The sequence below is a fragment of the Streptomyces sp. NPDC014676 genome (assembly GCF_043084105.1).
GTDB lineage: Bacteria > Actinomycetota > Actinomycetes > Streptomycetales > Streptomycetaceae > Streptomyces.
Map to the genome: position 1 here is coordinate 172,990 of NZ_JBIBZI010000015.1, position 26,758 is coordinate 199,747.

The window sequence follows — 26,758 nt, forward strand, 5'->3', positions numbered from 1 at the left end:
GTGCCGGGCGGGGGAGGAACAGGGGAGTGCTGTCCTGGTCGGGCGTACGTACGTACGGGCGCGGGGACCGGAGCGGCGGCCTGCCGGGCGGTCGGTGGCGGTGCCGCTGGCGGCGTCCGGGGTCCGGGTGAGGGCGGACGCGCGGGCCGGCGTGGGCAGCCACCCGGTCGTCAAGGGGGTGTCCGGACGTGCCGGGGACCGCGGCTCAGCGGCCGGGGGTCTTCACCGGGACGGCCAGGGGGCGGGCGAGGCCCACCACGGCCTCGTCCAGGCGTTCCAGGTGGCGCAGGACGCGGTCGGTGATGCGGCCGTAGCGGGCGGTGCCGTCACCGCCCAGGAGGGACGCGATGCTCGGGCCGGTCTCGACCGGCACGGTGACGTCCTCGTCGGCGACACGGTCCGCGATCGTCACGATGTTGCGCACCGTGCGCCCCGCCGCCCCGCGCAGCCGGGGGTCCGCCGCGATCGACGGATGGGTCGGCAGCAGCTCCGCCGTGGCCGCCAGCGAGCGCGCGTGGTACGCGCACGTCTCGAGGAGCGCCACCACGTAGCGCGCGGTGGTGCGCCGGGCCCGCAGCGGGGTCACCGGATGCGTCAGCGGCTGGGTGGCGGCGCGCAGGTCGCCCAGCGCCTGGTCCAGCTCCCGCGCCTTGTCCAGCAGGTCGCCGGCGGGACCGCCGCTGAGCTGGCCGACGGCGGCCTCGGTCACCTCGGCGAGCCGCTCCAGCACGGTGACCAGCAGCTCGTTGGTGCGCCGGTCGGTGTTCACCGGCAGCACCAGCGCCGCCGCGACCACCCCGCAGGCCGCCCCCAGCGCCGTCTCCTCCACCCGCAGCACCAGCACCTCCCAGCTGTAGGTGTGCAGCAGGGTGTAGAGCAGCCCGAGCATCGCCGTCACGAAGAACGACATCAGCGTGTAGGACAGCGGCGCCGTGTAGAACATGGCGAAGATCAGCACCAGCACCAGGAGGAACGCCGTCCAGGTGTGCCGGCCCACCAGGGCCGCCAGCAGGATGCCGGCGACGACCCCGAACACCGTGCCCAGGAGCCGCCGGTAGCCCTTGACCAGGATCTCGCCGGTCGAGGCCGTGTTGATGAAGACGATCCAGCAGGTCAGGACCGCCCAGTACCAGCGGTGCGCGGACAGCAGCTCGCCCCCGACGATGGCCAGCGTCGACCCCACGGAGACCTGCACGGCGGCGCGCGTGGTGGGCCGCCGCAGCCCCTTCGGCGGCTCGGCCGCCTCCGTCTCCTCGCCGGCGTCGATGGCGGCGTCCTCGGCGTCCAGCTCCTCCCGCGAACGGGCCGTCGCCGGACTGTCGTCCGACTCGTCCTGCGGCCCCTCCAGCGCGACACGCAGCCCCATGACCGCGCGCGCGGTCTCGCCGACCGCCCGGAATACGTCCCGCACCGCCGGGGTGGCGACCGGCAGGTTCTCCTCGTCCCGGTAACCGAGCAGCCGGTTGCGCACCTGGGCCACGCCCGTCCCCCCGGCCCCGGTGCGCACCACCAGCGCCCGCAGCGCCAGCAGGTCCCGCCGCAGTACGGCCGTGGCCTCGTCCGGGCCGGGCAGCCGGCCCACCTCGGGGGCGGGCGCACCGGGCAGGTGCAGGGTGAGGGTGTCCGCCCGCTGGGCGCTGCGCGCCGACAGCAGCAGCAGACCGAGCCGCTCGGCGGCGATCTCCGCGTCCGCGATCCGGCGCTGCACCAGCCGCGCCGTCGGCTCGTCCGGCGTCCCCTCCTCCAGCCGGCTCTGGATCATCAGAGCCGTCTCGTGCAGCCGCGCGGTGCCCTCCCGCATGTCCTCCAGAGCCTTGTCCGCCTCGTCGGGGCCGGCGTCCAGCAGCGCCAGCTGCGCGGAGACCAGCCGGCCCAGCCGGGCCCGGAAGGCCGTCCGCAGCCGCAGCAGCAGACCGGCGGGCGTCACGGGGACGACCGCGAACCGCACCAGGGCGCTGCACGCGAACGCGACGGCCAGGGCCGCCCACAGCCCCGGCAGCTGCGCGGCCGAGGCACCGACGAACAGCGACACGAAGTAGACCTGGAAGCCGATCAGGCCGAGCGCGGTCCCGCGGTCCCCGAACCGGCGGCCGTACACCGCGGCGAAGATGAGCACGACGAAGAAGGCGTCCCCGACGACGACGCGCTCGCTGAGCACCGCGCCCAGCGACACGGACACCAGCGCGACGGGCAGGCCGGCGGCCAGCGTGAGGGCCTGGGCGCCGCGCCGCCTCTCCCGGATGGCGAAGGTGGCGACCATCGCCGCCATCGCCCCCGCCACCAGACGGGTGACGTCGAACCCCGCCGAGGCGAGCACGGCCAGCGTCAGCGCGATCGCGCCCACCGTCCGCAGCCCGGCCGTCAGCCGCAGCAGACCGGGATCGGACGCCGCCAGGTGGTCCCGCAGCCATGTCCGCGCCGAGCGTCCCGCCGCCTTCACTCCTCCGCACTCTCTCCCGTCGTGCGCCCACGCCCGGATCCCTCCGCCGCCGGGCGCGAACCGTCCCCCGCCCCCGGGGTCACCGTGCCGCCCGGCCCGCCTCCGCGACGTGCTCCCGCACCTGCTCCGGCGTCAGATAGGCGTCCAGGTACTCGAAGTCCCGCAGGTTCCCCGGCTTGTGCGCCTGGAATCCGGTGCGCACGAAATCGTCGCCGGCGACCGCGTTCAGCAGCCAGTTGGTCATCACCCGCGTCTTGGCGACACCGGTGCGCAGCGCCGACCAGTGGTAGCCGCGGGCCACCGCCTGGGCGGGCAGGCCGTGCAGTTCGACGCCGAGCGGCTTGGACACCGCGTCGGTGCCGCCGAGGTCCACCACGAGTCCGAGGTCCTTGTGGACGTACGGCCGCCTCGGCAGGCCCCGCAGCGTCGCGATGACGTTCTCGGCGACGTGCCGGCCCTGCCGCAGGGCGTGCTGCGCGGTCGGCGGGCACACGGCGTCGTCGCCCTTGGCCACGTCCGGCACCGCGGCCGAGTCGCCGAGCGCGAACACCCCGTCGTGACCCGGCAGGCACATGTCCGCGTTGACCGCGAGCCGCCCCCGGACGGTCTCCGCGTCGAGCGTGGCGATGAGCGGACTGGCGACCACGCCGGCGGTCCAGATCAGGGTGCGGGTGGGCACCACCCGGCCGTCGGTGAAGGTGACCTCCTCGGCGCCCGCCTTCGCGATGGAGACGCCCAGCGAGATCTCGATGCCGCGCCGGGTCAGGATCTCCTGCGCGCTGCGCCCGAGCTTCTCGCCCAGTTCGGGCATCAGCTTCGGCGCGATGTCGATGAGATGCCACTTGATCAGGCCCGGGTCGAGGCGCGGGTAGCGCTTGACGGCGGCGTGTGTCAGTCGCTGCAGGCAGGCCGCGGTCTCGGTGCCCGCGTAGCCGCCGCCGACGACCACGAACTGCAGCCGCGAGGCCCGCTCGGCCGGATCGTGGCTCGCGTCGGCCAGGTCGAGCTGGGAGATGACGTGGTCGCGCAGGTAGGCGGCCTCGGCGAGCGACTTGAGCCCGAAGGCGTGGTCCGTCAGCCCCGGGATGTCGAAGGTGCGGGTGACGCTGCCGGGGGCCAGCACGATGTAGTCGTACGGCTCGTCGGCGATCTCGCCGTTGACGAGCCGTACGACACAGACCTTGGACTTCAGGTCCACGCCGATGGCCCCGCCCGGGATGATCCGGGTGCGGTACCTCTCGCTGCGGCGCAGGGAGAGCGCGACCGACTGCGGGGTCAGCACGCCGGAGGCCACCTGGGGGAGCAGCGGCAGGTAGAGCTGGTAGGAGAACGGCGTCACCAGCGTGAGGTCGGCCTCGTTCGGGGCGAGCCTGCGCTCCAGCCGGCGCACGCACTCCACGCCGGCGAAGCCTGCGCCCACCACCAGGATCCTGGGTCGTGTCACGGTCTCCATCCCTTCCTGCGGCTCCAGGCGGTCTGCCTCGAACATCGACAACTGACGCGTGCCCCTGTTCGGCACCACGATGCCCGCACCTTCGCCGGAACGCACCGGGAAGGGAACCGGCGGCCGGTTCAGCCGCGCAGGTGGCACAGGAGCAGGCAGACGTCGTCGTCGCGCTCGGAGTCGCTCAGCAGGGGACGGAGGATCCGGTCCGCCGACTCCTCCAGATCCGCGTCCAGCTCCGCCGAACCGAACGAACCCAGGGCCGCCGCGAGCCGCTCGATGCCCGGGTCGATGCCCCGGGCGCGCCGCTCCACCAGCCCGTCCGTGTAGAGCGCGAGCGTCGAACCGGGCGGCAGGCGCTCGGTGTGGTCGGCGATGTCCTGCTCCAGCGGGATGCCGAGCATCGCGCCGGGCTTGGCGTCCAGGGTGCGCACCCGCCCGTCGGGCAGCCGCAGCACCGGCGGCGGATGGCCGGCGGCGGCCCACGTCAGCGTGTGCCCGTCCGGATGGAACCGGGCGATGACCGCCGTGGCGAACAGATCGGGCTGGAGATGGCGCAGATACCCGTGCAGCCGGGTCAGCAGCCGGCCGGGGCTGTCGCCGTCGACGGCGTAGGCGCGCAGCGCGGTGCGCAGCTGGCTCATCATCACCGCCGCGTGCAGCCCGTGCCCGGTCACATCGCCGATGACGGTGATCAGACCGCCGTCGCGCTGCCGGAAGGCGTCGTACCAGTCGCCGCCGATGTTCAGCCCGTGCGTGGCGGGGAGATAGCGCGCGGCCAGGCTCAGACCCGGCGTCGTCGGCAGGTCGGTGAGCAGGGCGCGCTGCAGCGTCTCGGCGATGTCACGGCTGTGCTCGAAGCGGCGGGCGTTGCCGATGGCGGTGCCGGCCCGCCGGGCGAGCTCGATCAGCATCACGGCGTCGTCCGGGTCCCAGCGCTCACCGGGCGGCGACAGCGTCAGCACCCCCAGCGGCGCCCGGCGGGTCAGCAGCGGGACGCACAGCAGCGGCCGGCCGGGATCCAGGGCGGACGGGGGCCGGTCGTCCACCCCGGGCAGGCCGCCGGGGTGACCGGCCGCGTACTGGGGACGCCCGGTGCGGGCCGCGTGGACCGCCGCGCGCGGGTGGGACGTGGGCCGGTACTGGTCGTCCTCGTGGTCGAACAGCCATATGTCGACGCTGCGGGCGTACCGCGGCACCAGCAGCTCCGGCAGCCGCCGCACGATCTCGTCGTGATTGAGCGAGGCGTTCAGCACGGCGCTCGCGTCCGCCAGGAACGTCAGCCTGCGGCGCGCGTTCTCCGCCTCCTCGCGCGCCCGGCGCTCGGCGGCGAACGCCTCCCGCTGCGCGCGCCCCGCCGCGTCCAGCTCGGCGTGCAGCGCCAGGACGCCCTGGTTGGTCTGGTGCAGTTCCTCCCGGTGGAAGGCGACCAGTTCCTCCTGCTCGGCGAGCTTGTCCAGCACCACGGCCGTGTCCTCGTCGGCGCCCAGCAGCGCCTCGGACAGACCGGCCGGGTCCTCCGGCACCGGGCCGGTGTCGGAGGTCAGGCCCGGCTCGGGGCACGGGACGGTCACCGTCCACGGGGCGCGGCCGGCGGCACCCGCGCCGGGGGCCGGCACCACCGCGGCGTGCAGCGTCCCCGCCCCGGCGGACGGGCCGGGGCCGTCCAGGGTGAGCACCCAGACGCCGCCCTTGGTGAGGCACTGCCGCAACTGGCCGCTGAGCTCCGCGGCCAGCCGGGCGCGTTCGACGGTGGGCACCCCGTGCGCCGCCGCCAGCCGGGCCACGGCGATCCGGGCGCGGGCCGCGTCCGTGACGGTCCGGATCCGCCAGGTGTGCGTCATGGGCGGTCCGGCGGGGTGGGGGCCAGCACGGCCACGGCGGTGTCGTCCCGCACCGGGCGCGCCGGGCTTCCGGCGTCCCGGACGGCCACGGCGGCGGTCACGGCCGGATCGGCCGGCGGCAGCCCCGTGTCCGGGGGCGGCGTCCAGCGGCCGGGCAGACCGTCGGTGTGCAGGATCAGCAGGCTCTCCGGGGTCCAGGCGACCTCCTCCTCGCGCACGGTGCCCGGCCGGTGCACCCCGACGATGCCGGGCCGGGACAGCAGGGTCCGCCAGCGGTCGCCCTCCCGCAGCCGGGCCGTCACATTGCCGATCCCCGCGAAGCGCAGCCGCCCGGCCCAGGTGTCGAGCTGCGCCACGGCGACGGCCGCGCCCCGGGTGCCGGCCAGTGCCGTGTGGAGCCTCGGCAGGCACTCGGCGGGCGGGAGCCCGGCCCGGTGGCGCAGCTCCTCGACGGCGGCGGTCGAGGCACGCGCCGCCTCGCTCCCGTGACCGAGACCGTCGGCCAGCATCAGGGTCAGCCGGTCACCGGATCTGACCCAGGCCCAGGCGTCCCCCGAAAAGTCCGCCCCGGCGAACGGGACGTTCACCCCGCCGACGCGCACACCGGGGGCCCCGGCGGAGCCCTCACCGGCGGCGGAGCCGATGCGGGCCACCGCCACGGTGCCCCGGCCGAGGGCGCTGTGCAGGGCGAAGCCGTCGGCCAGGCGTCGGCAGGTGCCGAGGCCCGCGCCGAGCGAGCCGGCGGTGGAGAACCCGTCCCGCAGCGCGCCGGCCACATCGGGGATGCCCGGCCCGTGGTCGAGCGCGGTGATCTGCACGACCCTTTCCGGCCGGCCCTCGACCGGTACCGGCGGATCCACGACGTCGACGAGCACCTCTCCCGCCTGCGCGTGCTTGAGGAGGTTGGTGGCGAGCTCGGTCGCCACCAGCGCCGCGGCGGCGGTGCGCCGCTCGTCGAGCCCGGCCGCCGACGCGGCCTCCTCCGCCGCGACCCGGACGTCGCGCACCCGGGTCGGGTCCTGCACCGGCACGTACCGGACGCGGGGCATCAGACGTCCTCACGCCGGCGCGGCGGCCGGGTCACCCACGAGGTCACCCGCACCGTGGTCCCCGACCCCGGGACGCTCTCGATCTCGAAGTCGTGCACCAGGCGCCGGGCGCCGCCCAGCCCCATCCCCAGCCCGCCGCCGGAGGTGTAGCCGTCGCTGAGCGCCCGGTCGAGGTCGGGGATGCCGGGGCCCGAGTCGCTGAAGGCCAGCCGCAGCCCGTCGGCCCCGCCGGTGGTGACGTGCGACGCCTCCATCAGTCCGCCCCCGCCGTGCACCAGGGTGTTGCGGGCCAGCTCGCTGGCGGCGGTCACCAGTTTCGTCTGGTCCACCAGACCGAAGCCGAGCCGGGCGGCGGCCTGCCGCACATGCTGACGCACCCACACCAGGTCCATGTCCGACCGGATGGGCAGGCGGGCCTCGACGCCCGCGGCGGTGGACATCACGGACTCTCCTCGCGCACGCCACCGGAACGCGGCGGCACGACGGGCTGCGCGAGAAGCTCCATCGCCGCCTCGGTGGTGAGCGCGGTCCGCAGCCCCGGCAGTGTCAGACCCAGCTCCACCAGGGTGATGGCGACCGCGGGCCGCATGCCGGCCACCACGGTGCGCGCGGCCAGCAGCTCGGTCTGCGCCGCGGTCTCGGCCAGCACCCGCCCGAGGAAGGAGTCGACGATCTCCACCCCGGAGATGTCGATGACCACCCCCGTGGCCCCGCTGCGGGTGATCGTCTCGGAGAGGTCCTGCTGAAGCTGGTGCGCCGTGCTGTCGTACAGGTCCCCCTGAAGGGTGACCAGCAGAACGTCACCGAGCCTGAGGACCGGCACATGTCCCGCGACCGGGCGGGAGAACCCCTCGTTCACCGCCGGTCCGCTCCGCCGGGGGCCGTGTGCACGATGTTCGTCCCCAGCTCGTGCAGGCAGTACCCGAGCGCGTCGGCGAGGCTCGCCCGCGTCTTCACCGTGCCGAGGTCCAGACCGAGGTGCACGATGGTCTGCGCGATCGCCGGACGGATGCCGGACACCACGCACTCCGCGCCCATCAGCCGGGCCGCGGCGACCGTCTTCATCAGGTGCTGCGCCACCAGGGAGTCGACCGTCGGCACACCGGTGATGTCGAGGATCGCGAACCGGGCGTGCTGCTCGACGACCGCGTTCAGCAGCGTCTCCATCACCACCTGGCTGCGGGCGCTGTCCAGCGTCCCGATCAGCGGCACCGCCACGATGCCGTCCCACAGCTTGATCACCGGCGTCGCCACCTCGAGGAGCTGCAGCCGCTGCCGGTCGGTGAGCGCCTGCACCTCGCTCAGCGCCGTCTGCATGGCCACCAGACGCAGCGTCCCCATGAGTACGCTCAGCGTGGTCGAGCACTCCCGCAGTTCCTCGGGCGGGGCCTGCTCCAGATCGGCGACCAGGAGGTTCTCCACCGGTGGCCGCAGCGCCGCCAGCTCGCTCGCCACCTGCGTGGCCGACAGCCCCGCGCGGGAGCGGGCCGCCCCCATCCGCGCCAGTTGCTCGCGCACCGCCGTGAAACCCGCGGCGTCCGGGTCCTCGACCCGTCGCGCGTCGGCGACCTGGGCCAGCGCGTCGACGACCGCCTTCCCCGCCTCCACCGCCTCGTCGCGCGAGACCGTGAACACCGTACGGAACAGGGGCTCGTCCGCCCAGCGCTGGGCGATCTGCTCGCGCCGGCGCCGCAGGAAGTCCCTGACCTCGTGCGCCGGTGTTCCGAGTGATCCGCCCGCTTCGTGCTCCGGCACCTGCTTGTTCTCCTCGTCGTCGTGCCGCACCGCGTCCCGGCGCCGGGACCGCGATGCAGCCTTGTTCGGATGACCCCTGTGACCGGGCTCAGGCGCCGTCCGCGCCGGACCCGCGGACCGTGCTCAGGCCTCCGGTTCGACCGGGGCCGCCGGCAGCCCGTCCACGCGCTCCAGCGCCTCGTCGACGCTCTCCGAGACGGGCACGGTGATGCTCACCCCCGTCAGGTCCAGGATGCGGCGCACCGCGGAGGTGGGGGAGATGATGTGCACGCTCCCCGGCAGCTCACGGGCCTCCTGGTAGACCCGGAGGATGATGTTCATGCCGGACGAGTCCATGAAGGGGACCGCCGACAGGTCGAGCAGGAAGTGCCGGCGGCCGTGATGGAGCTGGTTCGCCAGGTGGTGCTGGAACTCGGTCGCCGTGTCGACGTCCAGGTATCCCTCCACCGTGAGCAGCGCCACGTCCTCCCGCGGCAGGGTCACCTCGACGGACAACGGTTCCTGGGCAATGGGCACGAGTACCTCCAACAAGGTGATCAAGCTCTTGGTCGCGCAGCCGCGCGTACCCCCGAATCGCCGGGTCATGCCTCGGCCCGTACGGCCGGCCGGGGCACCCTCCTCAGCCGACCCGGATGCCCACGATGCAGGTGTCGTCGTCCGTGTCCGACCTGCTGTACGTGAGCAGCCGGTCCAGCCGCTGGTCGAGCGTGTCCGGGGCCGAGGCGGCGGTGGTGAGCAGATGGGTCAGGGACTCCTCCACACTGCGGTCCCGGCGCTCGATCAGGCCGTCCGTGTACATCAGCAGGTTGTCCTCGGCGGCCAGCCGTACCTCCGACTCCTCGTACGCCGCCTCCGGTACGGCGCCGAGCAGCATCCCGCGCACCAGCGGCAGCGGAGCGGCCTCGGAGCCCCGCACCAGCACCGGCGGCAGATGGCCCGCCCGGGCCCACCGCAGCGTGCGGGACTCCGGGTCGTACAGGCCGCACACCGCGGTGGCGGTGACGCCGCCCGTCAGGTGGTGCGTCACGATGTTCAGCCAGGACAGCAACTGACCGGGGCCCGCCCCGGTGACCGCGAGGCCGCGCAGCGCGTTGCGCAGGACGACCATGCTGGTCGCCGCCTCTATGCCGTGGCCGGCGACGTCGCCCACGCACAGCAGCACCAGCCGGGACGGCAGCACCACGGCGTCGTACCAGTCGCCGCCCACCAGCTGCTCGGCCTCCGCGGGCCGGTAGCGGACGGCCACGTCGAGGTCGGGCAGCTGCAGCGGCGCCTGGGTGGGCGGCATGATGGCGCGCTGCAGTTGCAGCGCCAGCCGGTCGCGCTCGCTGGCCTGCTGCTCGGTGTGCGCGAGCTGGTCGCGGGTGGCCGCCAGCGCCACCTCCGTCCAGTGCTGGGCGGAGATGTCCTGGTAGGCGCCGCGGGTGGTGAGCAGCCGGCCGTCGGTGTCCAGGACCGGCTCGGCGACGACCCGGATGTGCCGGGTCACCCCGTCGGGGCGTTGCAGCCGGAAGGCGGCCGACGCCGGGCGCCGGTGGTGCAGCAGCGTGCGCAGGAAGCGGCCGATGGTGACGGCGTCGTCCGGGTGGGCGTGCGCCGGCAGCTCCTCCAGCGGCACCGGCGGACTGGACTCGGGACGCCCGTACAGGTCGAAGAGCTGCCCGTTCCAGGTGATCTCCCCGGTCAGCAGGTTCTCCTCGAAACCGCCGATCCGGCCGAGCCGCTGGGCGTGCTGGAGCAGGCTCGCCAGGCGGGCCGTCTCGTCCTCGATCCGCCAGATGAACAGGATGCCGGAGCCGTGCCGGCTGACACTGATGTCGGCGACCGACGACAGCGGCACCTGGTCGACGAGGGCGGTCAGGTTCATGCGCCGGGCACGGAACGGCTCCCCCGTGGCGTACACCCGTTCGATCCGCTGGAACAGTTCGCTGTTCCCGGCGGCCATCGGGTAGGCCTCCAGGAGCAGCGCGCCGCTGACCGTGGCGCGCGGCCGGCCCGCCGGGTCCAGGAAACGGCTGTTGACGTGCTGGATGCGGAAGTCCAGCAGGTTCCCCTGGGCGTCCAGGTGCGGCACCAGGACGAGAGCCGGGTCGTACAGCCCGTCGGCCAGGTCCATCAGCTCCGCGGCGTCCGGCAGCATCCGGGGCCGCCGGTCTGGGCCGTCCGGCGCCGTGTACGTCTCCAGGGTGTGCGCGCACAGCTCCGCCAGGGCCTCCACCTGGCGCACGATCTGCGGCGGCTGCTCGGGCAGCGGAGCCGGCCAGACGATCTCCAGCACGCCGTACACACGGCCCCCCGTGCCGGCGGGCAGGGCCGCCCTGCCGCCGTCCGGGTGGTGGTGCCGGCCGACACTGGGCAGACCCCGCTCGGCCAGCGACGTGATCCACAGGCCGTCGCGCTCCGCGAGGCCGCACCGGGCGACCGTCGCCACGTCCGGCGGCACGTAGTACCAGCGCGCCGCCTCCGCGGGGGAGAACCCGGCGCTGCCCGCCAGGGTGAGCGATCCGTCGGCGCCGACCGCCCAGATCGCCACCGCCACCGCGCCCAGCGGACGCAGCGCCTGCGCCAGCAGGGACTCGGCCACGGCCTGGGTGTCGTCCGCCGCCAGCACCCCGCTCTCGGCCGCGCGCAGCCGTACGGCGGCGGGGTCCCGCCCCGCCTCCTCGGCGGCCCGGGTGGCGGCCAGGAAGGCGCTCGTCACCTCGGACATCCGGTCCCGGGCGGCCTGGTTGATGACCTCGACCGCGAACTCCAGCTGGGTCGTCCCGGCCTGTTCGGTCAGCTCGGCGAGCTGGCGGGCGGCCTGCGAGGGACCGCACCCCAGGCGTTCGACGAGGATGCCCTTGGCGAGTTCGATCAGCGCCCGGCCCTCGGCCTCGGCCTGCGCGGCCCGCACCTCCCGGCTGAGCCGCTCCACGGTGGCCGCCAGCCGGCCCACGGGCGAGTCCGCGGACACCCCGGCGGGCCCGGCCGACGGCCGCTCGAACCGCACCTCACCGCTGTGCGGCTCGCCCCGGTGTTCCCTGATGCTCACTGTGCGCACACTCCTCGGAGGCGGGCGCCCGCGACGGCGCTCATGCCGGCAGCCAGCGGCGGACGCAGGCGATCAGGTCCTGGGTGTCGACCGGTTTGGTGACGTAGTCGCTGGCTCCCGAGGCGAGGCTCTTCTCCCGGTCCCCGGGCATCGCCTTCGCGGTGACGGCGATGATGGGCAGCTCGGCGTACTGCGGCATGGTGCGGATCTCGGCCGTGGCGGCGTAGCCGTCCAGTTCCGGCATCATCACGTCCATCAGCACGAGCGCCACGTCCGGGTTGTCCACCAGTCTCTCGATGCCCTTGCGGCCGTTCTCCGCGTGCAGCACCCGGAAGCCGTGCAGCTCCAGGATCCCGCTGAGCGCGAAGAGATTGCGCGCGTCGTCGTCGACGACGAGGATCGTACGGCCGGAGAACGCGTCGTCCACCACGGTCTGCGGTGCCGACCGCTGCGGCTCGTCGGGCCGCACCAGCGACAGCACGTCACCGGGCTCCTCCGCGGAGAGGTGCAGGGCGATGCGTTCGCGCAGCTCGTCGAGGCTGGACAGGAACTCCAGCGCGGTGCCCTCGGCACGGGAGCGCAGCTCCTCCTCGACCGCCGCGTCCACCCGGTGGCCGCTGTGCACCAGCACCGGCACGCTCGCCAGGGCGGAGTCGCCCCGCAGCGCCTCCAGGAACCGGGTGACCTCCTCCTGGGCCGTGCCGAGCTCCAGCACCACGCAGTGGCACGGATCGGCGGCCAGCGCGCCGGCCGCCTCCTGGGCGCCCACGGCGGTGAGGATGTCGACCGACGGCCGGGAGGCGCCGTCGCCGTGCGCGACGTCCTGGACCACGCTCTCCGCAACCAGGGTCAGCAGACCCCGGGGCCGCTCCTCCACGACGAGCAGCCGCCGCGGACGCCGGCCGGACGACGCCCCCGTCTCGATCGCCGCCGGCTGCCGGGCCGGCACCTCCGGCAGGGCCTCGCCCCGCTCCCCGTCCGGGACCACGACGGGCCGCAGCAGTTCCTCGAAGTCCGGCCGGGCCACGGGCAGGAACAGGGTGAACGTGCTGCCCTGGCCCGCGACGCTGTCCACCGTCACCGCACCGCCCAGCAGATGCGCGATCTCCCGGGTGATGGACAGACCGAGCCCGGTGCCGCCGTACTTGCGGCTCGTCGTGCCGTCCGCCTGCTGGAAGGCGCCGAAGATCGCCTCCAGGTGCTGCTCGGGAATGCCCACACCGGTGTCCCGCACCCGGAAGGCCACCACGGGCCCGCCCCGCAGCACACCGCTGGGGACCTCGTCGTCCGGCGCGGGCTCGATCCGCAGCTCCACGCCGCCCCGCTCGGTGAACTTGACCGCGTTGGACAGCAGGTTGCGCAGCACCTGCCGCAGCCGCGAGTCGTCGGTGAGCAGGTCGGCCGGCGCGCCGGGCGCCGTCGTCACGGTGAAGTCCAGGCTCTTCTGCATCGTCATCGGCCGGAAGGTGGCCTCGACGTACTCGATGAGCCGCCGCAGCTCCACCCGCTCGGGGCTGACGTCCATCTTCCCCGCCTCGACCTTGGACAGGTCGAGGATGTCGTTGATCAGCTGCAGCAGGTCCGAGCCGGCCGAGTGGATGATCTGCGCGTACTCGACCTGCTTCGGACTGAGGTTGCGCGAGGGGTTCTGCGCGAGCAACTGGGCCAGGATCAGCAGGCTGTTGAGCGGGGTGCGCAGCTCGTGGCTCATGTTCGCCAGGAACTCCGACTTGTACTTCGACGCCAGCGACAGCTGCTGGGCCCGCGCCTCCAGCTCCTGCCGGGCCTGCTCGATCTGGAGGTTCTTCGCCTCGATGTCCCGGTTCTGCTCCGCGAGCAGCGCGGCCTTGTCCTCCAGTTCCGCGTTGGAGTGCTGGAGTTCCTCCTGCTGGCTCTGCAACTCCGCCGAGCGCTCCTGCAGTTCGGCGGTGAGCCGCTGCGACTCGACGAGCAGCTCGTCGGTACGGGCGTTGGCCACGATGGTGTTGACGTTGACGCCGATGGTCTCCATCAACTGGGTCAGGAAGTCCTGGTGGATCTGGGTGAACGGGGTCACCGACGCCAGCTCGATCACGCCGAGGACCTGGCCCTCGACCACGATGGGCAGCAGCACCAGCGCGGTCGGCACCACCCGCCCCAGCCCGGAGGAGATGGTGATGTAGTCCGGCGGCAGCTCGTCCACCGTGATGGTGCGGCGGCTGCGCGCGGCCTGGCCGACCAGGGTGCGGCCGAAGGCGATCCGGGTGGGCCGGCCGTCGTCGTCGGGGTAGCCGTAGGAGCCGACGAGCCGCAGCTCGGGGCCACCGTCGGCGTCCTCCGCGAGATAGAAGGCGCCGTACTGGGCCGACACCAGCGGCACCAGCTCGTCCATGATCAGCTCGGCGACCACGGACAGGTCGCGGTGGCCCTGCATCAGGCCGGAGACCCGGGCGAGGTTGGTCTTGAGCCAGTCCTGTTCCTGGTTGGCCCGGGTGGTCTCGCGCAGGGACTCCACCATCGCGTTGATGTTGTCCTTGAGCTCGGCGACCTCACCGGAGGCCTCCACGTTGACGGAGCGGGTCAGGTCGCCCTCGGCGACCGCGCTCGTGACCTCGGCGATCGCCCGGACCTGCCGGGTGAGGTTGCCCGCCAGCTCGTTGACGTTCTCCGTGAGCCGCTTCCACATGCCGGAGACGCCCTCGACCTCCGCCTGTCCGCCGAGGCGGCCCTCGGTGCCGACCTCGCGGGCGACGCGGGTGACCTCGTCGGCGAAGGCGGAGAGCTGGTCGACCATCGTGTTGATGGTCGTCTTCAGCTCCAGGATCTCGCCGCGCGCGTCGACGTCGATCTTCTTGGACAGGTCGCCGCGGGCCACGGCGGTCGTCACCAGCGCGATGTTGCGCACCTGGCCGGTGAGGTTGTTGGCCATGGAGTTGACGTTGTCGGTGAGGTCCTTCCAGGTGCCCGCGACATGCGGCACGTGCGCCTGTCCGCCGAGGCGGCCCTCGGTGCCGACCTCGCGGGCGACGCGGGTGACCTCGTCGGCGAAGGCCGACAGCGTGTCGACCATGGTGTTGATGACGTCGGCCAGCGCCCCGACCTCCCCGGCCGCCTCGACCCTGATCCGCTGCGACAGGTCGCCCCGGCCCACCGCGGAGGCGACCTGGGCGATGGAACGGACCTGACCGGTCAGGTTGGACGCCATCACGTTGACGTTGTCGGTGAGGTCCTTCCAGGTGCCCGACACACCGCGCACCTGCGCCTGTCCGCCGAGGCGGCCCTCGGTGCCGACCTCGCGGGCGACGCGGGTGACCTCGTCGGCGAAGGCGGAGAGCTGGTCGACCATCGTGTTGATGGTGTTCTTGAGTTCGAGGATCTCGCCGCGGGCGTCCACGGTGATCTTCTGCGACAGGTCGCCCTTGGCGACCGCCGTCGCCACCAGCGCGATGTTGCGGACCTGGCCGGTGAGGTTGCCGGCCATGAAGTTCACCGAGTGGGTGAGATCGCGCCAGGTGCCCTTCACGCCCTGCACGTCGGCCTGTCCGCCGAGGCGGCCCTCGGTGCCGACCTCGCGGGCGACGCGGGTGACCTCGTCGGCGAAGGCGGAGAGCTGGTCGACCATCGTGTTGATGGTGTTCTTGAGTTCGAGGATCTCGCCGCGGGCGTCCACGGTGATCTTCTGCGACAGGTCGCCCTTGGCGACCGCCGTCGTCACCTGGGCGACGTTGCGGACCTGCGCGGTGAGGTTGCCCGCCATGGCGTTCACCGAGTCCGTCAGATCGGCCCAGGTGCCCGAGACCCCCGGCACCTGCGCCTGGCCGCCCAGCGCCCCCTCGGTGCCGACCTCGCGGGCCACCCGGGTCACCTCGGAGGTGAACACCGACAGCTGGTCCACCATCCCGTTGAAGACCTTGGCGATGTCCCCCATGAGGCCGTCCGCGTCGTCCGGCAGCCGGGTGCCGAAGTCCCCGTCCCGTACGGCCGTCAGCCCCGCCAGGAGCCGCCTCAGCTCCTGGTCCCCCGGTGTCACCTCGGTCCCCTCGGGGCTCTTGCTGGTCATGCGCACCCTCGTTCCGGCCAGAGTCAGTGCGCGTTTCCGCAGTTCACGGATGTGCGCGATGAGAAAATACGCCGAAGGCTAACCCAGGTGGCGGGTGCGGAACAAAGCGCGGCACCACGAAAGGAATCGATCCGAGAAGATCTCGGATCGCTTGCATACTCCGGTTGTTGAGGGGTACTCGACCAAGTTTCACCGGGCGTGGAGCGTCGGCGCGCGGTTCTGGTCCACGCCTTTCGAATGCGCGCGCGTCTGACGGGTATTTGCTGCTGTGGAGCTGGGCGACGCCCAGGGGATCCGTCGTCATCGGGGAGGCAAGGAGCAGTGCCCATCGACAGCATCTGGTCGTACGCGCCGGACCTGGGCCAGGTCCAGGGACAGGACCTCACGGACTACACCGTCGTCGCGAGCGACGGCACCATCGGCCATGTGGACCGGCAGGCCGACCACCACGGCATGCGGCACCTCGTCGTCGACACCGGGGTGTGGGTGTTCGGCCGCAGCCTTCTGGTGCCGGTCGGCGTGGTCGCGGCCGTCCACGCGGGGGAACGCCAGGTGACGTTGGCCTGCACCAGGGCCGAGGTGAAGGCGGCGCCCCGGTTCCGCACCGACAGCGAGACCATGGACCCCGCCTATCTCACCGCGGTCGGTGACTACTATCACCGGCTGCCGGCGCGCGAGAGCCCCACCGGGTGAACACCGCGCACCGGACGGGTCCACCCGAGGGGACCGTGCGGGCGCGCCGGGGGCCGCACCCCGCACCACCGGGACATGGCCGACCGCTCGCTCGTCGTGCCGGAGCCGGTCACCGACGCCACCCCGCACGGCGTGGGACCGGCCGGCTTCGACGTGCGGACGAGGGGGAGGGCGTACGGGTCACCGTCCACGACCACGGCGACGTCGTCCCCGAGGCCGCCGGCGGGACCGGCGACCCGCCGGCCGTGCACCGCGGCAGCGGTCACGGCCGGCCCCTGGTGATCCGGCCGGCACGGGACATCGGCGTCCGCGGGCGCCCGGCGACGGCAGGACCGTCAGCGTGCCGGTCCTCCCGCGCGACGCGCCGGCCCGGGGTCACCAGGGCAGGAAGACGTGGATGTCCTTGCCGTGGTCGTCGCTGACGACGCTGACCTGGTCGCACAGCGTGTGGATCAGGTGCCAGCCGATCCCGCCGCCGCCGCGGTGGGGGTGGAAGGGCCGTGGGGAGGGCTCGGTGGTGCTGGTGTCATGCATCACCACGTGCACCCCGTCGAACGTTCTGCGCAGACGGAGCTGGAACGGGCCCGGCGCGTACTGCACCGCGTTGGCGGCCAGCTCCGTGACCACCAGGAGTATGTCGTCCCAGTGCTCCGGAGCCGACGGTGCGGACGCACGGGCCAGGTCCAAGAGGAACTCCTCCGCGACCAGGCGTGCGTCCGTCACATCGTGCAGCTCCCCCGGGAAGCTGGCGATGCGGCTCGTGATGTCCTCGGCAGCCAGTGTCCTGTCCCTACGCGGCTCGCGTGCCATCTCGCCTTCCAGGCCCCGTCGTCGCGGGGCGGTCGTCCTCGTGTGTGCGCCCCCTCGAACTGCGGGTTCCCGTGCGGGCGGAGCCTACGCGCCCGCATGCCCGTGCCCGGCCGGTGACAAACCCGTCACCGACCGGAAACGGTTCAGGAACCTGCCCGACGACGTCCGTCCCGCCCGCCCCGCGACGCCCGGCACGTACTCCCCGGAGGGGGATTCCCGGCCGTGTACGCCGAACCGCCCGCACGGCTCCCCCCGTCGAGGACGCCCCGGCGCCTTGCGGCCGCACGCTTCGTCCACGCTCGGGTCGGACTCGCGCGGGGGCGGACGGTGGGGAGGACCGGACAGGCCCCGGCCCCCGGGCGTTCAGCGGAAGACGTCGTCCGAGTCGTCCCAGCCGTACGACTCGTCCACGGTCGGTGTCCGTCCCGGACGCGTCCGGGAGTGGTACATCGCGTCGATCTCCAGCGCGTAGTGCCGCACGATCTCGTCCCGGCGCAGTTTCATCGACGGCGTCAGCAACCCGTTGGTCACGTCGAACGGCTCGGGCAGCACCCGGAACACCCGGATCGACTCCGAGCGCGACACGCTGCTGTTGGCCGCGGCGACCGCCCGCGCGATCTCCTCCCGCAGCGCGTTCTCCTCCCGCGCCTCCCGGGCCGGTGCGTCGCCCGGCAGGGACAGCGCGGCCCGCCAGTCGTTGACGAACTCCGGGTCCAGCGTGATCAGGGCACCCACACACGGCCGGTTGTCGCCCACGACGACGGCCTGGTGGACCAGCGGGTGCATCCGCAGCCGCTGCTCCAGGGCCGCCGGCGCCACGCTCTTGCCGCTGCTCGTGATGATGATGTCCTTCTTGCGGCCGGTGATCGTGAGATAGCCCTCGGGGTCCAGCCGGCCCAGATCGCCCGTGGCCAGCCAGCCGCCGCGCAGCACGGCCCGGGTGGCGGCCTCGTCACCCACGTACCCCTGGAACACCGACGGCCCGCGCACCAGGATCTCCCCGTCGTCGGCCACCCGTATTTCGGTGCCCGGCAGCGCCTGCCCCACGGTGCCGGACTTCTCCCGCCCGAACGGCTGCATCGTCACCCCGCCGCTGGTCTCGGTGAGCCCGTAGCCGTCGTGGACGTAGACGCCGATCCCCTCGTAGAAGAGGCAGAGGTCGCGGTGGAGCGTCGACCCCCCGGAGGTGCCCCGCAGCACCCGGCCGCCCAGCGTGGCCCGCAGTCTGCGGTAGACCGTGCGCTCGTACAGGGCGTGCTGCAGCCGCAGGTCGAGGCCCGGCCCGGAGCCCAGGCCCAGCCGCTGCCGCTCCAGCGCGGCGGCGAAGTCCTGTGCCGTGCCGGCCGCCCGCTCGAACAGGGCGCCGCGGCCCGAGAGCTGTGCCGAGCGCAGGAAGTTCTTGTAGATCTTCTCCAGCAGCGACGGGACGGCGTACAGATAGGTGGGCCGGAAGGTGCGCAGGGCCGAGGACAGGGACTCCCCGCCGATGTCGGGTTCGTGCCCCATCAACAGCCCGCCGCGCACGCACAGCACCTGGATCATCAGACCGTAGACGTGGGAGAAGGGCAGGAAGGCGAGGACGGCGGCCTGCTCGCCGGGGGGCGCCGCGACGTGGCCCCAGCCCGCCAGCAGGGTGTCGCTCATGAAGGCCAGGCCGCGGTGGCTCAGCGCGCAGCCCATGGCGTGGCCGGACGTGCCGGAGGTGTAGGCGACGACCGCCGTGGAGTCCGGCAGGACGATGCGGCGCATCGAGTCGACCGTGGCCGCCGGGATGAACTCGCCGCGCGCCGCCAACTGGTCCAGCGCGCCCGCGTCCAGCTGCCACACGTGCCGCAGCGCCGGCAGCGCGGCGCACACGGACCCGACGGTCATCACGCCCTGCTCGTCCTCCACCAGCACGGCCACACAGCCGGAGTCCCGCAGGATCCACTCCACCTGCTCGCGCGAGGAGGTCGGATAGACGGGGACGACCTCGGCGCCCACCGTCCACAGGGCATGGCCGAGGAGGGTCCACTCGTAGCGGGTGCGCGCCATGATCGCCACCCGCATGCCGGGCGAGATCCCGGACGCCACCAGGCCCTTGGCCAGGGCGACCACCCGGTCGCGGAACTCGAGGGCGGTGATCCGCTCCCAGGTGGCGGAGGCCGGGCCGGCACGGTGGGCGAGCATCGGCAGGGCGGGGCTCTCGGCCGCCGTCTCGAAGAGGCTGTCGGCGAGGCCGCCGGCCAGGGGCGAGGCGGACGGGGGAGCGAGAGCGAGGTCGCGCATGCACTGCTCCTGACGTGTACGGACGGTGACTCGGCCGATGGGCACCGTCATCGGCGGTGCCTGAATGTAGCCGAGCCGGAGCGCCCGCGCGCCGGGATCGCGACAAGTGTGTCCGCACTGATGATCTCGGCGCTTTCGGGGGACCCGGACGGCATGAGTTACGTCAACCCAGATCCCGATCCGGAACGCAGCACCGGCCTCGAACCGGGCGGCGGCGTCCCCCCGGGCGAGACCCCGCCCGCGGAGAGCAGCATGCCCGAGGCGGGCCCCCGGGAGACGCACAACCCCGCCAAGGGCTGGTCCAAGGGCCCGATGACCGCGATCCTCGTCCTCGTGGCGCTGTTCGCGGCCTTCTTCCTGGTCTACGCCATCATCCTCATCCTCTGACACCCCTACCCGCGAGAAGCGGACCGCGTACGCCCCGCCCCCTGGGTGTGCCGTACGCACTCCGTGACGACCTCCCGCAGGCTCCCCGTGCGTTCCAGCAGGGCGCGCTGCACCTGCGCCCCGTTGCCGTCGCGCAGCAGCCGTGCGCAGCCCTCGCGGGCGCGTTCCAGGTCGCCGGTGGCCTCCAGGGCCTCGGCGGTGTGGTCGAGGAGGGCGTGCACGACCGTCTCGGCCGGCGTGCGGCGCATGGTCTCCGGGTGGAGCAGCTCGCCCGTCAGCCCCGACCGGGCCGCCTGCCAGGCGGCCAGCCGGAGCAGGCTGACACCGGGGTCCAGCGGCTCCCGGCCGGCCCGCCACTCGCGTGCCGCGGTCTCCACCAGCGCGCGGGCGAGGGTGGCGATCAGCGCCGCCGTCTCCGCGTGCAGACAGACGTCGGAGACGCGGATCTCCACCGTCGGGTACCGCTGGGACAGCCGGGCGTCGAAGTAGACCATCTTCTCGTCGAGGATGACGCCGGTGGCCACCATGTCGGCGACCCGCCGGTGGTAGCGCTCGGCCGAGCCGAACGTCTCGGTCGGACCGGCGGACGGCCAGCGCTGCCAGACCCGGCTGCGGTAGCTGTTGTACCCCGTCTCCTTGCCCTGCCAGAACGGCGAGTTCGCGCTCAGCGCCGCCAGTACCGTCAGCCAGGGCCGCAGCCGGTCCACGACCCCGACGCCCTCCTCGTCGGACTCGACGGACACGTGGACGTGGCAGCCCATGACGAGCTGTTCCCGGGTGGCGATGCCGTACTGCTTCTCCATCCACTGGTAGCGCCGGTTGACGCCGATGGCCGGGCTGACCGGCAGCGGCGAGGTGGCGAGGGCGGCGACGGTGCAGCCGATCTTCCCGGCGTGCCCGGCGGCCTCCTCGCGGCAGCGGACGATCTCCGCGTGCAGGCTCTCCATCGAGGACTGCGGATGCGTGGCGAACTCCAGCATCTGCTCGTGCAGTTCCTTCTCGAAGACGTCCTGTTCCGCGCCGTCCCGGGCGGCACGGGCGAGTACCGCCGCGGACATCGCCCGTGGTTCGCCGCTCTCCGGATCAACCAGGAGGAGCTCCTCCTCCACTCCGACGGTGCGCACTTGGTGCCGCCCTTCTGTGACCTGCCGCGACGCCGAGAAGTCCTCGGCCGTACGACCCCGAATGCCCCGGTGAGGGCCTCGGACACCTGGCGGCGTGGCCGGACTCTCACGGGACGGCCGGTGCCAGCCACATCGTCGCGAGCGGCGGCAGCGTGAGCCGTACGGTGCCGTCCTCGGGCTTGACCGGGTCCGGGTTCGTGACGTCCCCGCCGCCGTAGTGCGCGGCGTCGGTGTTGAGGACCTCCTGCCAGGCGACGACGTCGTCACCGACACCGAGGGCGTAGTCGTGCCGCACCACGGGGGAGAAGTTCGACACCGCGAGCAGCGGCCGGCCCCCGGTGTCGTACCGCAGGAACGCGAAGACGTTGTCGTCGGCCGCGTCGACCGCCACCCACCGGAAGCCGGACGGGTCGGTGTCGCGCTGCCACAGCGCCGGGGTCGCCCGGTAGCGGGTGTTGAGGTCGCGCACCAGGTCCCGCACCCCGCGGTGGTCGCCCGCGGAGTGGTACCCGTCGTCGAGCAGCCACCACTCCGGGCCGGTCTTCTCGGACCACTCGGCGCCCTGCGCGAACTCCTGCCCCATGAACAGCAGTTGCTTGCCGGGGTGGGCCCACATGAAACCGAGGTAGGCCCGCACGTTCGCCCGCCGCTGCCACCAGTCGCCCGGCATCTTCGACACCAGCGCCTGCTTGCCGTGCACCACCTCGTCGTGCGAGACGGGCAGCACGTAGTTCTCGCTGTAGGCGTAGACCATCGCGAACGTCATCTCGTGGTGGTGGTACTTGCGGTGCACCGGCTCGTGGGAGACGTACTCCAGCGAGTCGTGCATCCAGCCCATGTTCCACTTGAAGCCGAACCCGAGACCGCCGGTGTCGGTGGGCCGGGTCACCCCGCCCCACGCCGTGGACTCCTCCGCGATGGTCACCACCCCGGGGCAGCGCCGGTAGACGGTCGCGTTCATCTCCTGGAGGAACGCCATCGCCGCCAGGTCCTCCCGGCCGCCGTACGCGTTGGGCTCCCAGCCGCCGTCCTCGCGCGAGTAGTCCAGGTAGAGCATGGAGGCCACCGCGTCCACCCGCAGTCCGTCGATGTGGAACTCCTGGCACCAGTAGACGGCGTTCGCGACCAGGAAGTTGCGCACCTCGGTGCGGGCGAAGTCGAAGGTGTACGTCCCCCAGTCGGGGTGCTCCGCGCGCCGGGAGTCCCCGGGCTCGTACAGCGGGTCCCCGTCGAACCGGGCCAGCGCCCAGTCGTCCTTCGGGAAGTGCGCCGGCACCCAGTCCATGATCACACCGATGCCGGCCCGGTGCAGCGCGTCGACCAGGTACTTGAAGTCGTCCGGGGTGCCGAGGCGCGCGGTCGGCGCGTAGAACCCGGTGACCTGGTAGCCCCAGGACGGTCCGAAGGGGTGCTCGGCGACCGGCATCAGCTCCACGTGGGTGAAGCCGAGGTCCTTGACGTAGGCCGGGAGCTCCTCGGCGAGTTCGCGGTACGTCAGCCCCGGTCGCCAGGACGGCAGGTGCACCTCGTACACCGAGAACGGCGCCTCGTGCACGGGCGTCGCCGCCCGCCGCGCGAACCAGTCGGCGTCACCCCACTCGTAGTGCGAGGCCGTCACGACGGACGCCGTGTTCGGCGGCGCCTCCGTGCGCCGCGCCATCGGATCGGCCTTGAGGAACCGGTGTCCGTAGCGGGAGTGGATCTCGAACTTGTAGCGGGTGCCCTCGCCGACGCCCGGCAGGAACAGCTCCCACACCCCGGACGAGCCCAGCGAGCGCATCGGGAACGCCGTGCCGTCCCAGTGGGTGAAGTCGGCGGCGACCCTCACCCCCTGCGCGTTGGGCGCCCACACCGTGAAGCGGGTGCCGGTGACGCCCTGGTGGGTCATGGGGTGCGCGCCGAGCGCCGTCCACAGCTCCTCGTGCCGGCCCTCACTGATCAGGTGCAGGTCGAGCTCGCCGAGGGCGGGCAGGAACCGGTAGGGGTCGTGCGTCTCGACGGCCTCGTCGTCGCCGTAGGCCACCGTCAGCGTGTACGCGGGGATCGCGTCCAGCGGCAGCACGACGGAGAACAGGCCGTCGCCCTCCGACACGAGCGGGGTGCGGGCGCCGTCGACGACGACGCCCACCTCGCGGGCGAAGGGGCGCAGGGCGCGGAAGGCGATCCCGCCGGGCACCGGATGGGCGCCGAGCAGCGCGTGCGGATCGTGGTGGGCGCCCGCCAGCAGGCGCCCCCGGTCGGTCGGGTCGAGGGCGGGCGCGGCGCCGGGGGGCGCGGCGGCGGACGGGACGGGCCCGGCCGACTCGGGAAGGCGGGTGTCACGCAGAGCCACGGCTTCAGTCTCCTCTCACGGCGAGGCGCTCGATCGCCGCCATGGGTACGGGCAGCCAGTCGGGTCGGTGCCGGGCCTCGTACAGCACCTCGTACACAGCCCGGTCCGTCTCGTAGGCGCGGAGCAGGCCGTGCTTCTTGCGCGGGTCCCAGCCGGCGCGGGCGGCGTAGCCCGCGCAGTAGGCCTCACGGCAGCGGCGCGCCCACTCCGGGCGCCAGGGGCGGCGCTGGCGGGCGGCGTAGTCGAAGGAGCGCAGCATCCCGGCGATGTCCCGCACGGGGGAGTGGGCGCTGCGCCGTTCGGAGAGCGGCCGGGACGGCTCGCCCTCGAAGTCGATGACGAACCACTCGCGCCCCGCCCGCAGCACCTGCCCCAGGTGCAGGTCACCGTGGACGCGCTGGGCGGGCGGCCCGGCGTCGCAGGTGGTCAGGGCGGCGAAGGCGGCCCGCAGCCCCGGCACGAACGGCTGGAGCGCGGGAACGGCGTGTGCCGCGGCGGTCAGCCGCTCGGTCATCGCCGCCGCCGTCCGCCCGTTCTCGCCGGGCGCGCCGATCGGGAACGCCGTGGACAGCGCGAGGTGCACGTCCGCCGTGGCCCGGCCCAGCGCGTGCGACTGCGCGGTGAAGTCGTCACCGGCGGCGAGCGCGTCGAGGGCCAGCGTCCAGCCGTCGGAGGCGTCGCGCAGATACGGCTGGAGCACGCCGAGCGTCGCGTTGAACGGATGCGTGGTGCGCAGCCAGGCCACCGGGGCGGGCACCCGGTGGCAGCCCTGCCGGGCCAGCGCCCCGGGCACCTCCAGGTCCGGGTTGACACCGGGCTGGACGCGCCGGAACACCTTCAGGATGTACTCGTCGCCGTACACCAGCGAGGAGTTGGACTGCTCGGCGGTCATCAGGCGCGGCACCAGTCCGGCGGGCACCTGCTGGGACCCGTCGCACTCGAACCGCAGCGGGCCCGCCGTGCCGGGGTGGCGCAGCCGCTCCAGGAGCAGCTGGGCGGCGCGCGGGTCGTGCAGGGCGTCGTAGACCGTCAGTCCGGCCAGCCGGCCGTCCGGCACCCTGCCGATGAGCGCCTTGCCGAGCCGCGGCGAGGGGTGCTCCCGTACGCCGAGGAGGAGCTGGTAGCAGTCACCGGCCGGGGAAGTGCCGCCGGGAGCGGGCACGCCTCCGTGACCGGCGTGCACCAGCATGTGCAGACAGCCCGGGAACAGCTCCGTCATCGACAGCACACCGAGGTCGGTGACGGGCCGGTCCTTGCCGGCGAACCAGCGCTGCAGCGGCAGCCACTCGCGCAGCAGCCCGGTGAGCGACTCCATGGGCTCGGCGGGCGCGCTTCGCGGCCGCAGGAACGCGGTCTTCGTCATGGTGACGCCTCCTCTCCCCGGCACACGCTCACAGTCGGCGGCCGATGCGGGACGCGACTCGGGTGAGCCGGAACCAGTAGAAGCCGTGGCCCCCGAGGGTCAGCAGGTACGGCAGTTCGCCGACGGCCGGGAAGCGCACCCCGCCGAACAGCTCGACCGGGTGCCGTCCTCCGAACTCGCGCAGGTCCAGCTCGGTGGGCTGGGCGAAGCGGGAGAAGTTGTTGACGCAGAGCACCAGGTCGTCCTCGTACTCGCGCAGGAAGGCGAGGACGGCCGGGTTGGAGGACGGCAGCTCGGTGTAGGAGCCGAGGCCGAACGCCGGGTTCTGCTTGCGGATCTCGATCATCCGGCGGGTCCAGTGCAGCAGCGAGGACGGGGAGGCCATGGAGGCCTCGACGTTGGTGACCTGGTAGCCGTAGACCGGGTCCATGATGGTCGGCAGGAACAGCCGGCCGGGGTCGGAGGAGGAGAACCCGGCGTTGCGGTCCGGGGTCCACTGCATGGGCGTGCGGACCGCGTCGCGGTCGCCGAGCCAGATGTTGTCGCCCATGCCGATCTCGTCGCCGTAGTAGATGATCGGCGAACCCGGCAGGGAGAGGAGGAGGGCGGTGAAGAGTTCGATCTGGTTGCGGTCGTTGTCCAGCAGCGGGGCGAGCCGGCGGCGGATGCCGATGTTGGCGCGCATGCGGGGGTCCTTGGCGTACTCCGCCCACATGTAGTCGCGCTCTTCGTCGGTGACCATCTCCAGGGTCAGCTCGTCGTGGTTGCGCAGGAAGATGCCCCACTGGCAGCCCGACGGGATGGCCGGGGTCTTGGCCAGGATCTCGGAGACGGGATAGCGGGACTCGCGGCGGACCGCCATGAAGATGCGCGGCATGACCGGGAAGTGGAAGGCCATGTGGCACTCGTCGCCGCCGGCGGCGTAGTCGCCGAAGTAGTCGACGACGTCCTCCGGCCACTGGTTGGCCTCGGCCAGCAGCACCGTGTCCGGGTACTGGGTGTCGATCTCCTTGCGCACCCGCTTCAGGAAGGCGTGCGAGGCGGGCAGGTTCTCGCAGTTGGTGCCCTCGGCCGCGTAGAGGTACGGCACCGCGTCAAGCCGGAACCCGTCGATGCCCAGGTCCAGCCAGAAGCGCAGGGCCGCCAGGATCTCCTCCTGCACGCGTGGGTTCTCGTAGTTGAGGTCCGGCTGGTGGGAGAAGAAGCGGTGGAAGTAGTACTGCCCCCGCACCGGGTCGTACGTCCAGTTCGACGCCTCGGTGTCGACGAAGATGATCCGCGCGTCCGGATAGCCCTTGTCGTCGTCGGCCCACATGTAGAAGTCGCCGTACGGGCCGTCGGGGTCCTTCCTCGACTCCTGGAACCACGGGTGTTCGTCGCTGGTGTGGTTCATGACGAAGTCGATGATCACGCGCATCCCGCGCTGGTGGGCGGCGTCGACGAACTCCACGAAGTCGGCGAGGTCGCCGAAGTCGGGGAGGACGGCGGTGTAGTCGGCCACGTCGTAGCCGCCGTCGCGCAGCGGCGACTTGAAGAAGGGCGGCAGCCAGAGGCAGTCCACGCCCAGCCACTGCAGGTAGTCCAGTTTGGCGGTCAGACCCTTCAGGTCGCCGATGCCGTCACCGTCACTGTCCTGGAAGGAGCGGACCAGCACCTCGTAGAAGACGGCTCGTTTGAACCACTCCGGGTCCCGGTCCTTGGTGGGGGTGTCCTCGAAGGTGTCCGGTACCGGCTCGTTCACGGTCATGACGTTCCTGGCCCTCCGTTTCGCTGTGCGGCGGGCGGTCTCGGTACGTGCAGGACATGCGCGGGAGCCCGCCCCGGCTCCAGTCGCACGTAGTTGGTGCTGCCCCAGTGGTAGGTCTCGCCGGTGAGCTCGTCGCGCACCGGTACCGACTCGTGCCACTCCAGGCCGAGTTGCGGCATGTCCAACGAGACCGTGGCCTCCTGGGGGTGATGAGGGTCGAGGTTGGCGACCACGAGCACGACGTCGGGGCCACTGCGCTTGCTGTACGCGATGACGGAGTCGTTGTCCGTCCGGTGGAAGCGGAGGTTCCTGAGCCGGTGGAGCGCGGGGTGTGCGCGGCGGATGGTGTTGAGCCGGGTGAGGAGGGGGGTGATGGTGCGGCCCTCGCGTTCGGCGGCCGCCCAGTCGCGGTGTTTGAGCTGGTACTTC

The 26,758-nt window shown here is 72.9% G+C and carries 20 protein-coding genes; 2 read left to right on the plus strand and 18 right to left on the minus strand.

Going from position 1 to position 26,758, the window contains the following annotated elements:
- Nucleotides 1-205: 205 nt before the first annotated feature.
- The 10 genes from ACF1DX_RS32295 to ACF1DX_RS32340 form a co-directional block, all read right to left on the minus strand.
- Nucleotides 206-2,440 carry an FUSC family protein gene (locus ACF1DX_RS32295; protein WP_391794696.1) on the minus strand — a complete coding sequence of 745 codons (2,235 nt, stop codon included), beginning with the start codon at nt 2,438-2,440 and terminating at the stop codon, nt 206-208.
- A gap of 79 nt (nt 2,441-2,519) precedes the next feature.
- Nucleotides 2,520-3,893: an NAD(P)/FAD-dependent oxidoreductase gene (locus tag ACF1DX_RS32300; protein ID WP_391794723.1), complete on the minus strand. Its 1,374-nt coding sequence runs from the start codon at nt 3,891-3,893 to the stop codon at nt 2,520-2,522.
- Nucleotides 3,894-4,012: 119 nt separating this feature from the next.
- Nucleotides 4,013-5,728 (minus strand): PP2C family protein-serine/threonine phosphatase, encoded by a 1,716-nt coding sequence (locus ACF1DX_RS32305; RefSeq protein WP_391794697.1) that lies wholly within the window; start codon nt 5,726-5,728, stop codon nt 4,013-4,015.
- Nucleotides 5,725-6,777 (minus strand): SpoIIE family protein phosphatase, encoded by a 1,053-nt coding sequence (locus ACF1DX_RS32310; protein WP_391794698.1) that lies wholly within the window; start codon nt 6,775-6,777, stop codon nt 5,725-5,727. Before ACF1DX_RS32310 ends, ACF1DX_RS32305 begins: the two co-directional genes overlap by 4 nt.
- On the minus strand, nt 6,777-7,217 hold the full coding sequence (locus tag ACF1DX_RS32315; RefSeq protein WP_391794699.1) for an anti-sigma regulatory factor: 441 nt from the start codon (nt 7,215-7,217) through the stop codon (nt 6,777-6,779). The genes ACF1DX_RS32310 and ACF1DX_RS32315 overlap by 1 nt, the downstream gene beginning before the upstream one ends.
- Nucleotides 7,217-7,636: an STAS domain-containing protein gene (locus ACF1DX_RS32320; RefSeq protein ID WP_391794700.1), complete on the minus strand. Its 420-nt coding sequence runs from the start codon at nt 7,634-7,636 to the stop codon at nt 7,217-7,219. The genes ACF1DX_RS32315 and ACF1DX_RS32320 overlap by 1 nt, the downstream gene beginning before the upstream one ends.
- A complete protein-coding gene (locus ACF1DX_RS32325; RefSeq protein ID WP_391794724.1) occupies nt 7,633-8,532 on the minus strand; it encodes an STAS domain-containing protein in 900 nt (299 codons plus the stop codon). Before ACF1DX_RS32325 ends, ACF1DX_RS32320 begins: the two co-directional genes overlap by 4 nt.
- Nucleotides 8,533-8,655: 123 nt before the next feature.
- Nucleotides 8,656-9,048, minus strand: a complete 393-nt coding sequence (locus ACF1DX_RS32330) for an STAS domain-containing protein (RefSeq protein WP_391794701.1) — start codon at nt 9,046-9,048, stop codon at nt 8,656-8,658.
- A gap of 103 nt (nt 9,049-9,151) precedes the next feature.
- Nucleotides 9,152-11,566, minus strand: a complete 2,415-nt coding sequence (locus tag ACF1DX_RS32335; RefSeq protein ID WP_391794702.1) for a SpoIIE family protein phosphatase — start codon at nt 11,564-11,566, stop codon at nt 9,152-9,154.
- A 40-nt stretch (nt 11,567-11,606) separates the two neighbouring features.
- The gene (locus ACF1DX_RS32340) at nt 11,607-15,605 is read right to left on the minus strand and encodes a HAMP domain-containing protein (RefSeq protein ID WP_391794703.1); all 3,999 of its coding nucleotides are present in this window, start codon (nt 15,603-15,605) and stop codon (nt 11,607-11,609) included.
- A gap of 321 nt (nt 15,606-15,926) precedes the next feature.
- Between ACF1DX_RS32340 and ACF1DX_RS32345 the strand changes: the two genes are divergently transcribed.
- Nucleotides 15,927-16,298, plus strand: coding sequence for a PRC-barrel domain containing protein (locus ACF1DX_RS32345; protein WP_391794704.1), 372 nt, complete (start codon nt 15,927-15,929; stop codon nt 16,296-16,298).
- Here ACF1DX_RS32345 and ACF1DX_RS32350 read toward each other — a convergent pair.
- The 3 genes from ACF1DX_RS32350 to ACF1DX_RS32360 form a co-directional block, all read right to left on the minus strand.
- The gene (locus ACF1DX_RS32350; protein ID WP_391794705.1) at nt 16,262-16,564 is read right to left on the minus strand and encodes a hypothetical protein; all 303 of its coding nucleotides are present in this window, start codon (nt 16,562-16,564) and stop codon (nt 16,262-16,264) included. The two genes, ACF1DX_RS32345 and ACF1DX_RS32350, sit on opposite strands and share 37 nt — an antisense overlap.
- Before the next feature lie 109 nt (nt 16,565-16,673).
- Nucleotides 16,674-17,108, minus strand: a complete 435-nt coding sequence (locus ACF1DX_RS32355) for an ATP-binding protein (RefSeq protein ID WP_391794706.1) — start codon at nt 17,106-17,108, stop codon at nt 16,674-16,676.
- A gap of 363 nt (nt 17,109-17,471) precedes the next feature.
- Nucleotides 17,472-19,376 carry an AMP-dependent synthetase/ligase gene (locus ACF1DX_RS32360; RefSeq protein WP_391794707.1) on the minus strand — a complete coding sequence of 635 codons (1,905 nt, stop codon included), beginning with the start codon at nt 19,374-19,376 and terminating at the stop codon, nt 17,472-17,474.
- Nucleotides 19,377-19,529: 153 nt separating this feature from the next.
- Between ACF1DX_RS32360 and ACF1DX_RS32365 the strand changes: the two genes are divergently transcribed.
- Nucleotides 19,530-19,763, plus strand: a complete 234-nt coding sequence (locus ACF1DX_RS32365; RefSeq protein WP_391794725.1) for a DUF6480 family protein — start codon at nt 19,530-19,532, stop codon at nt 19,761-19,763.
- Between the two features lie 5 nt (nt 19,764-19,768).
- On the opposite strand, the gene ACF1DX_RS32370 is transcribed toward ACF1DX_RS32365, so the two are convergent.
- The 5 genes from ACF1DX_RS32370 to ACF1DX_RS32390 all read right to left on the minus strand — a co-directional run.
- Entirely contained in the window at nt 19,769-20,887 is a 1,119-nt protein-coding gene (locus ACF1DX_RS32370; protein ID WP_391794708.1) for a glutamate--cysteine ligase, read from the minus strand.
- Nucleotides 20,888-20,993: 106 nt separating this feature from the next.
- Nucleotides 20,994-23,219: a 1,4-alpha-glucan branching enzyme gene (gene glgB, locus ACF1DX_RS32375; RefSeq protein ID WP_391794709.1), complete on the minus strand. Its 2,226-nt coding sequence runs from the start codon at nt 23,217-23,219 to the stop codon at nt 20,994-20,996.
- Between the two features lie 4 nt (nt 23,220-23,223).
- Nucleotides 23,224-24,582: a maltokinase gene (locus ACF1DX_RS32380; protein ID WP_391794710.1), complete on the minus strand. Its 1,359-nt coding sequence runs from the start codon at nt 24,580-24,582 to the stop codon at nt 23,224-23,226.
- A 28-nt stretch (nt 24,583-24,610) separates the two neighbouring features.
- Nucleotides 24,611-26,329 carry a maltose alpha-D-glucosyltransferase gene (gene treS, locus ACF1DX_RS32385; protein ID WP_391794711.1) on the minus strand — a complete coding sequence of 573 codons (1,719 nt, stop codon included), beginning with the start codon at nt 26,327-26,329 and terminating at the stop codon, nt 24,611-24,613.
- Nucleotides 26,326-26,758: alpha-glucosidase C-terminal domain-containing protein (locus tag ACF1DX_RS32390; RefSeq protein ID WP_391794712.1), on the minus strand; the 433-nt coding region annotated here is incomplete at its 5' end. The genes ACF1DX_RS32390 and treS, both read right to left, overlap by 4 nt.

What these genes read in the sequence shown, in the direction of transcription:
- ACF1DX_RS32355 (WP_391794706.1), bottom strand. Translation starts at nt 17,108, where the DNA reads ATGGCACGCGAGCCGCGTAGGGACAGGACACTGGCTGCCGAGGACATC.
- ACF1DX_RS32380 (WP_391794710.1), bottom strand. Translation starts at nt 24,582, where the DNA reads ATGACGAAGACCGCGTTCCTGCGGCCGCGAAGCGCGCCCGCCGAGCCC.
- ACF1DX_RS32315 (WP_391794699.1), bottom strand. Translation starts at nt 7,217, where the DNA reads ATGTCCACCGCCGCGGGCGTCGAGGCCCGCCTGCCCATCCGGTCGGAC.
- ACF1DX_RS32360 (WP_391794707.1), bottom strand. Translation starts at nt 19,376, where the DNA reads ATGCGCGACCTCGCTCTCGCTCCCCCGTCCGCCTCGCCCCTGGCCGGC.
- ACF1DX_RS32340 (WP_391794703.1), bottom strand. Translation starts at nt 15,605, where the DNA reads ATGACCAGCAAGAGCCCCGAGGGGACCGAGGTGACACCGGGGGACCAG.
- ACF1DX_RS32310 (WP_391794698.1), bottom strand. Translation starts at nt 6,777, where the DNA reads ATGCCCCGCGTCCGGTACGTGCCGGTGCAGGACCCGACCCGGGTGCGC.
- ACF1DX_RS32305 (WP_391794697.1), bottom strand. Translation starts at nt 5,728, where the DNA reads ATGACGCACACCTGGCGGATCCGGACCGTCACGGACGCGGCCCGCGCC.
- treS (WP_391794711.1), bottom strand. Translation starts at nt 26,329, where the DNA reads ATGACCGTGAACGAGCCGGTACCGGACACCTTCGAGGACACCCCCACC.
- ACF1DX_RS32300 (WP_391794723.1), bottom strand. Translation starts at nt 3,893, where the DNA reads ATGGAGACCGTGACACGACCCAGGATCCTGGTGGTGGGCGCAGGCTTC.
- ACF1DX_RS32365 (WP_391794725.1), top strand. Translation starts at nt 19,530, where the DNA reads ATGAGTTACGTCAACCCAGATCCCGATCCGGAACGCAGCACCGGCCTC.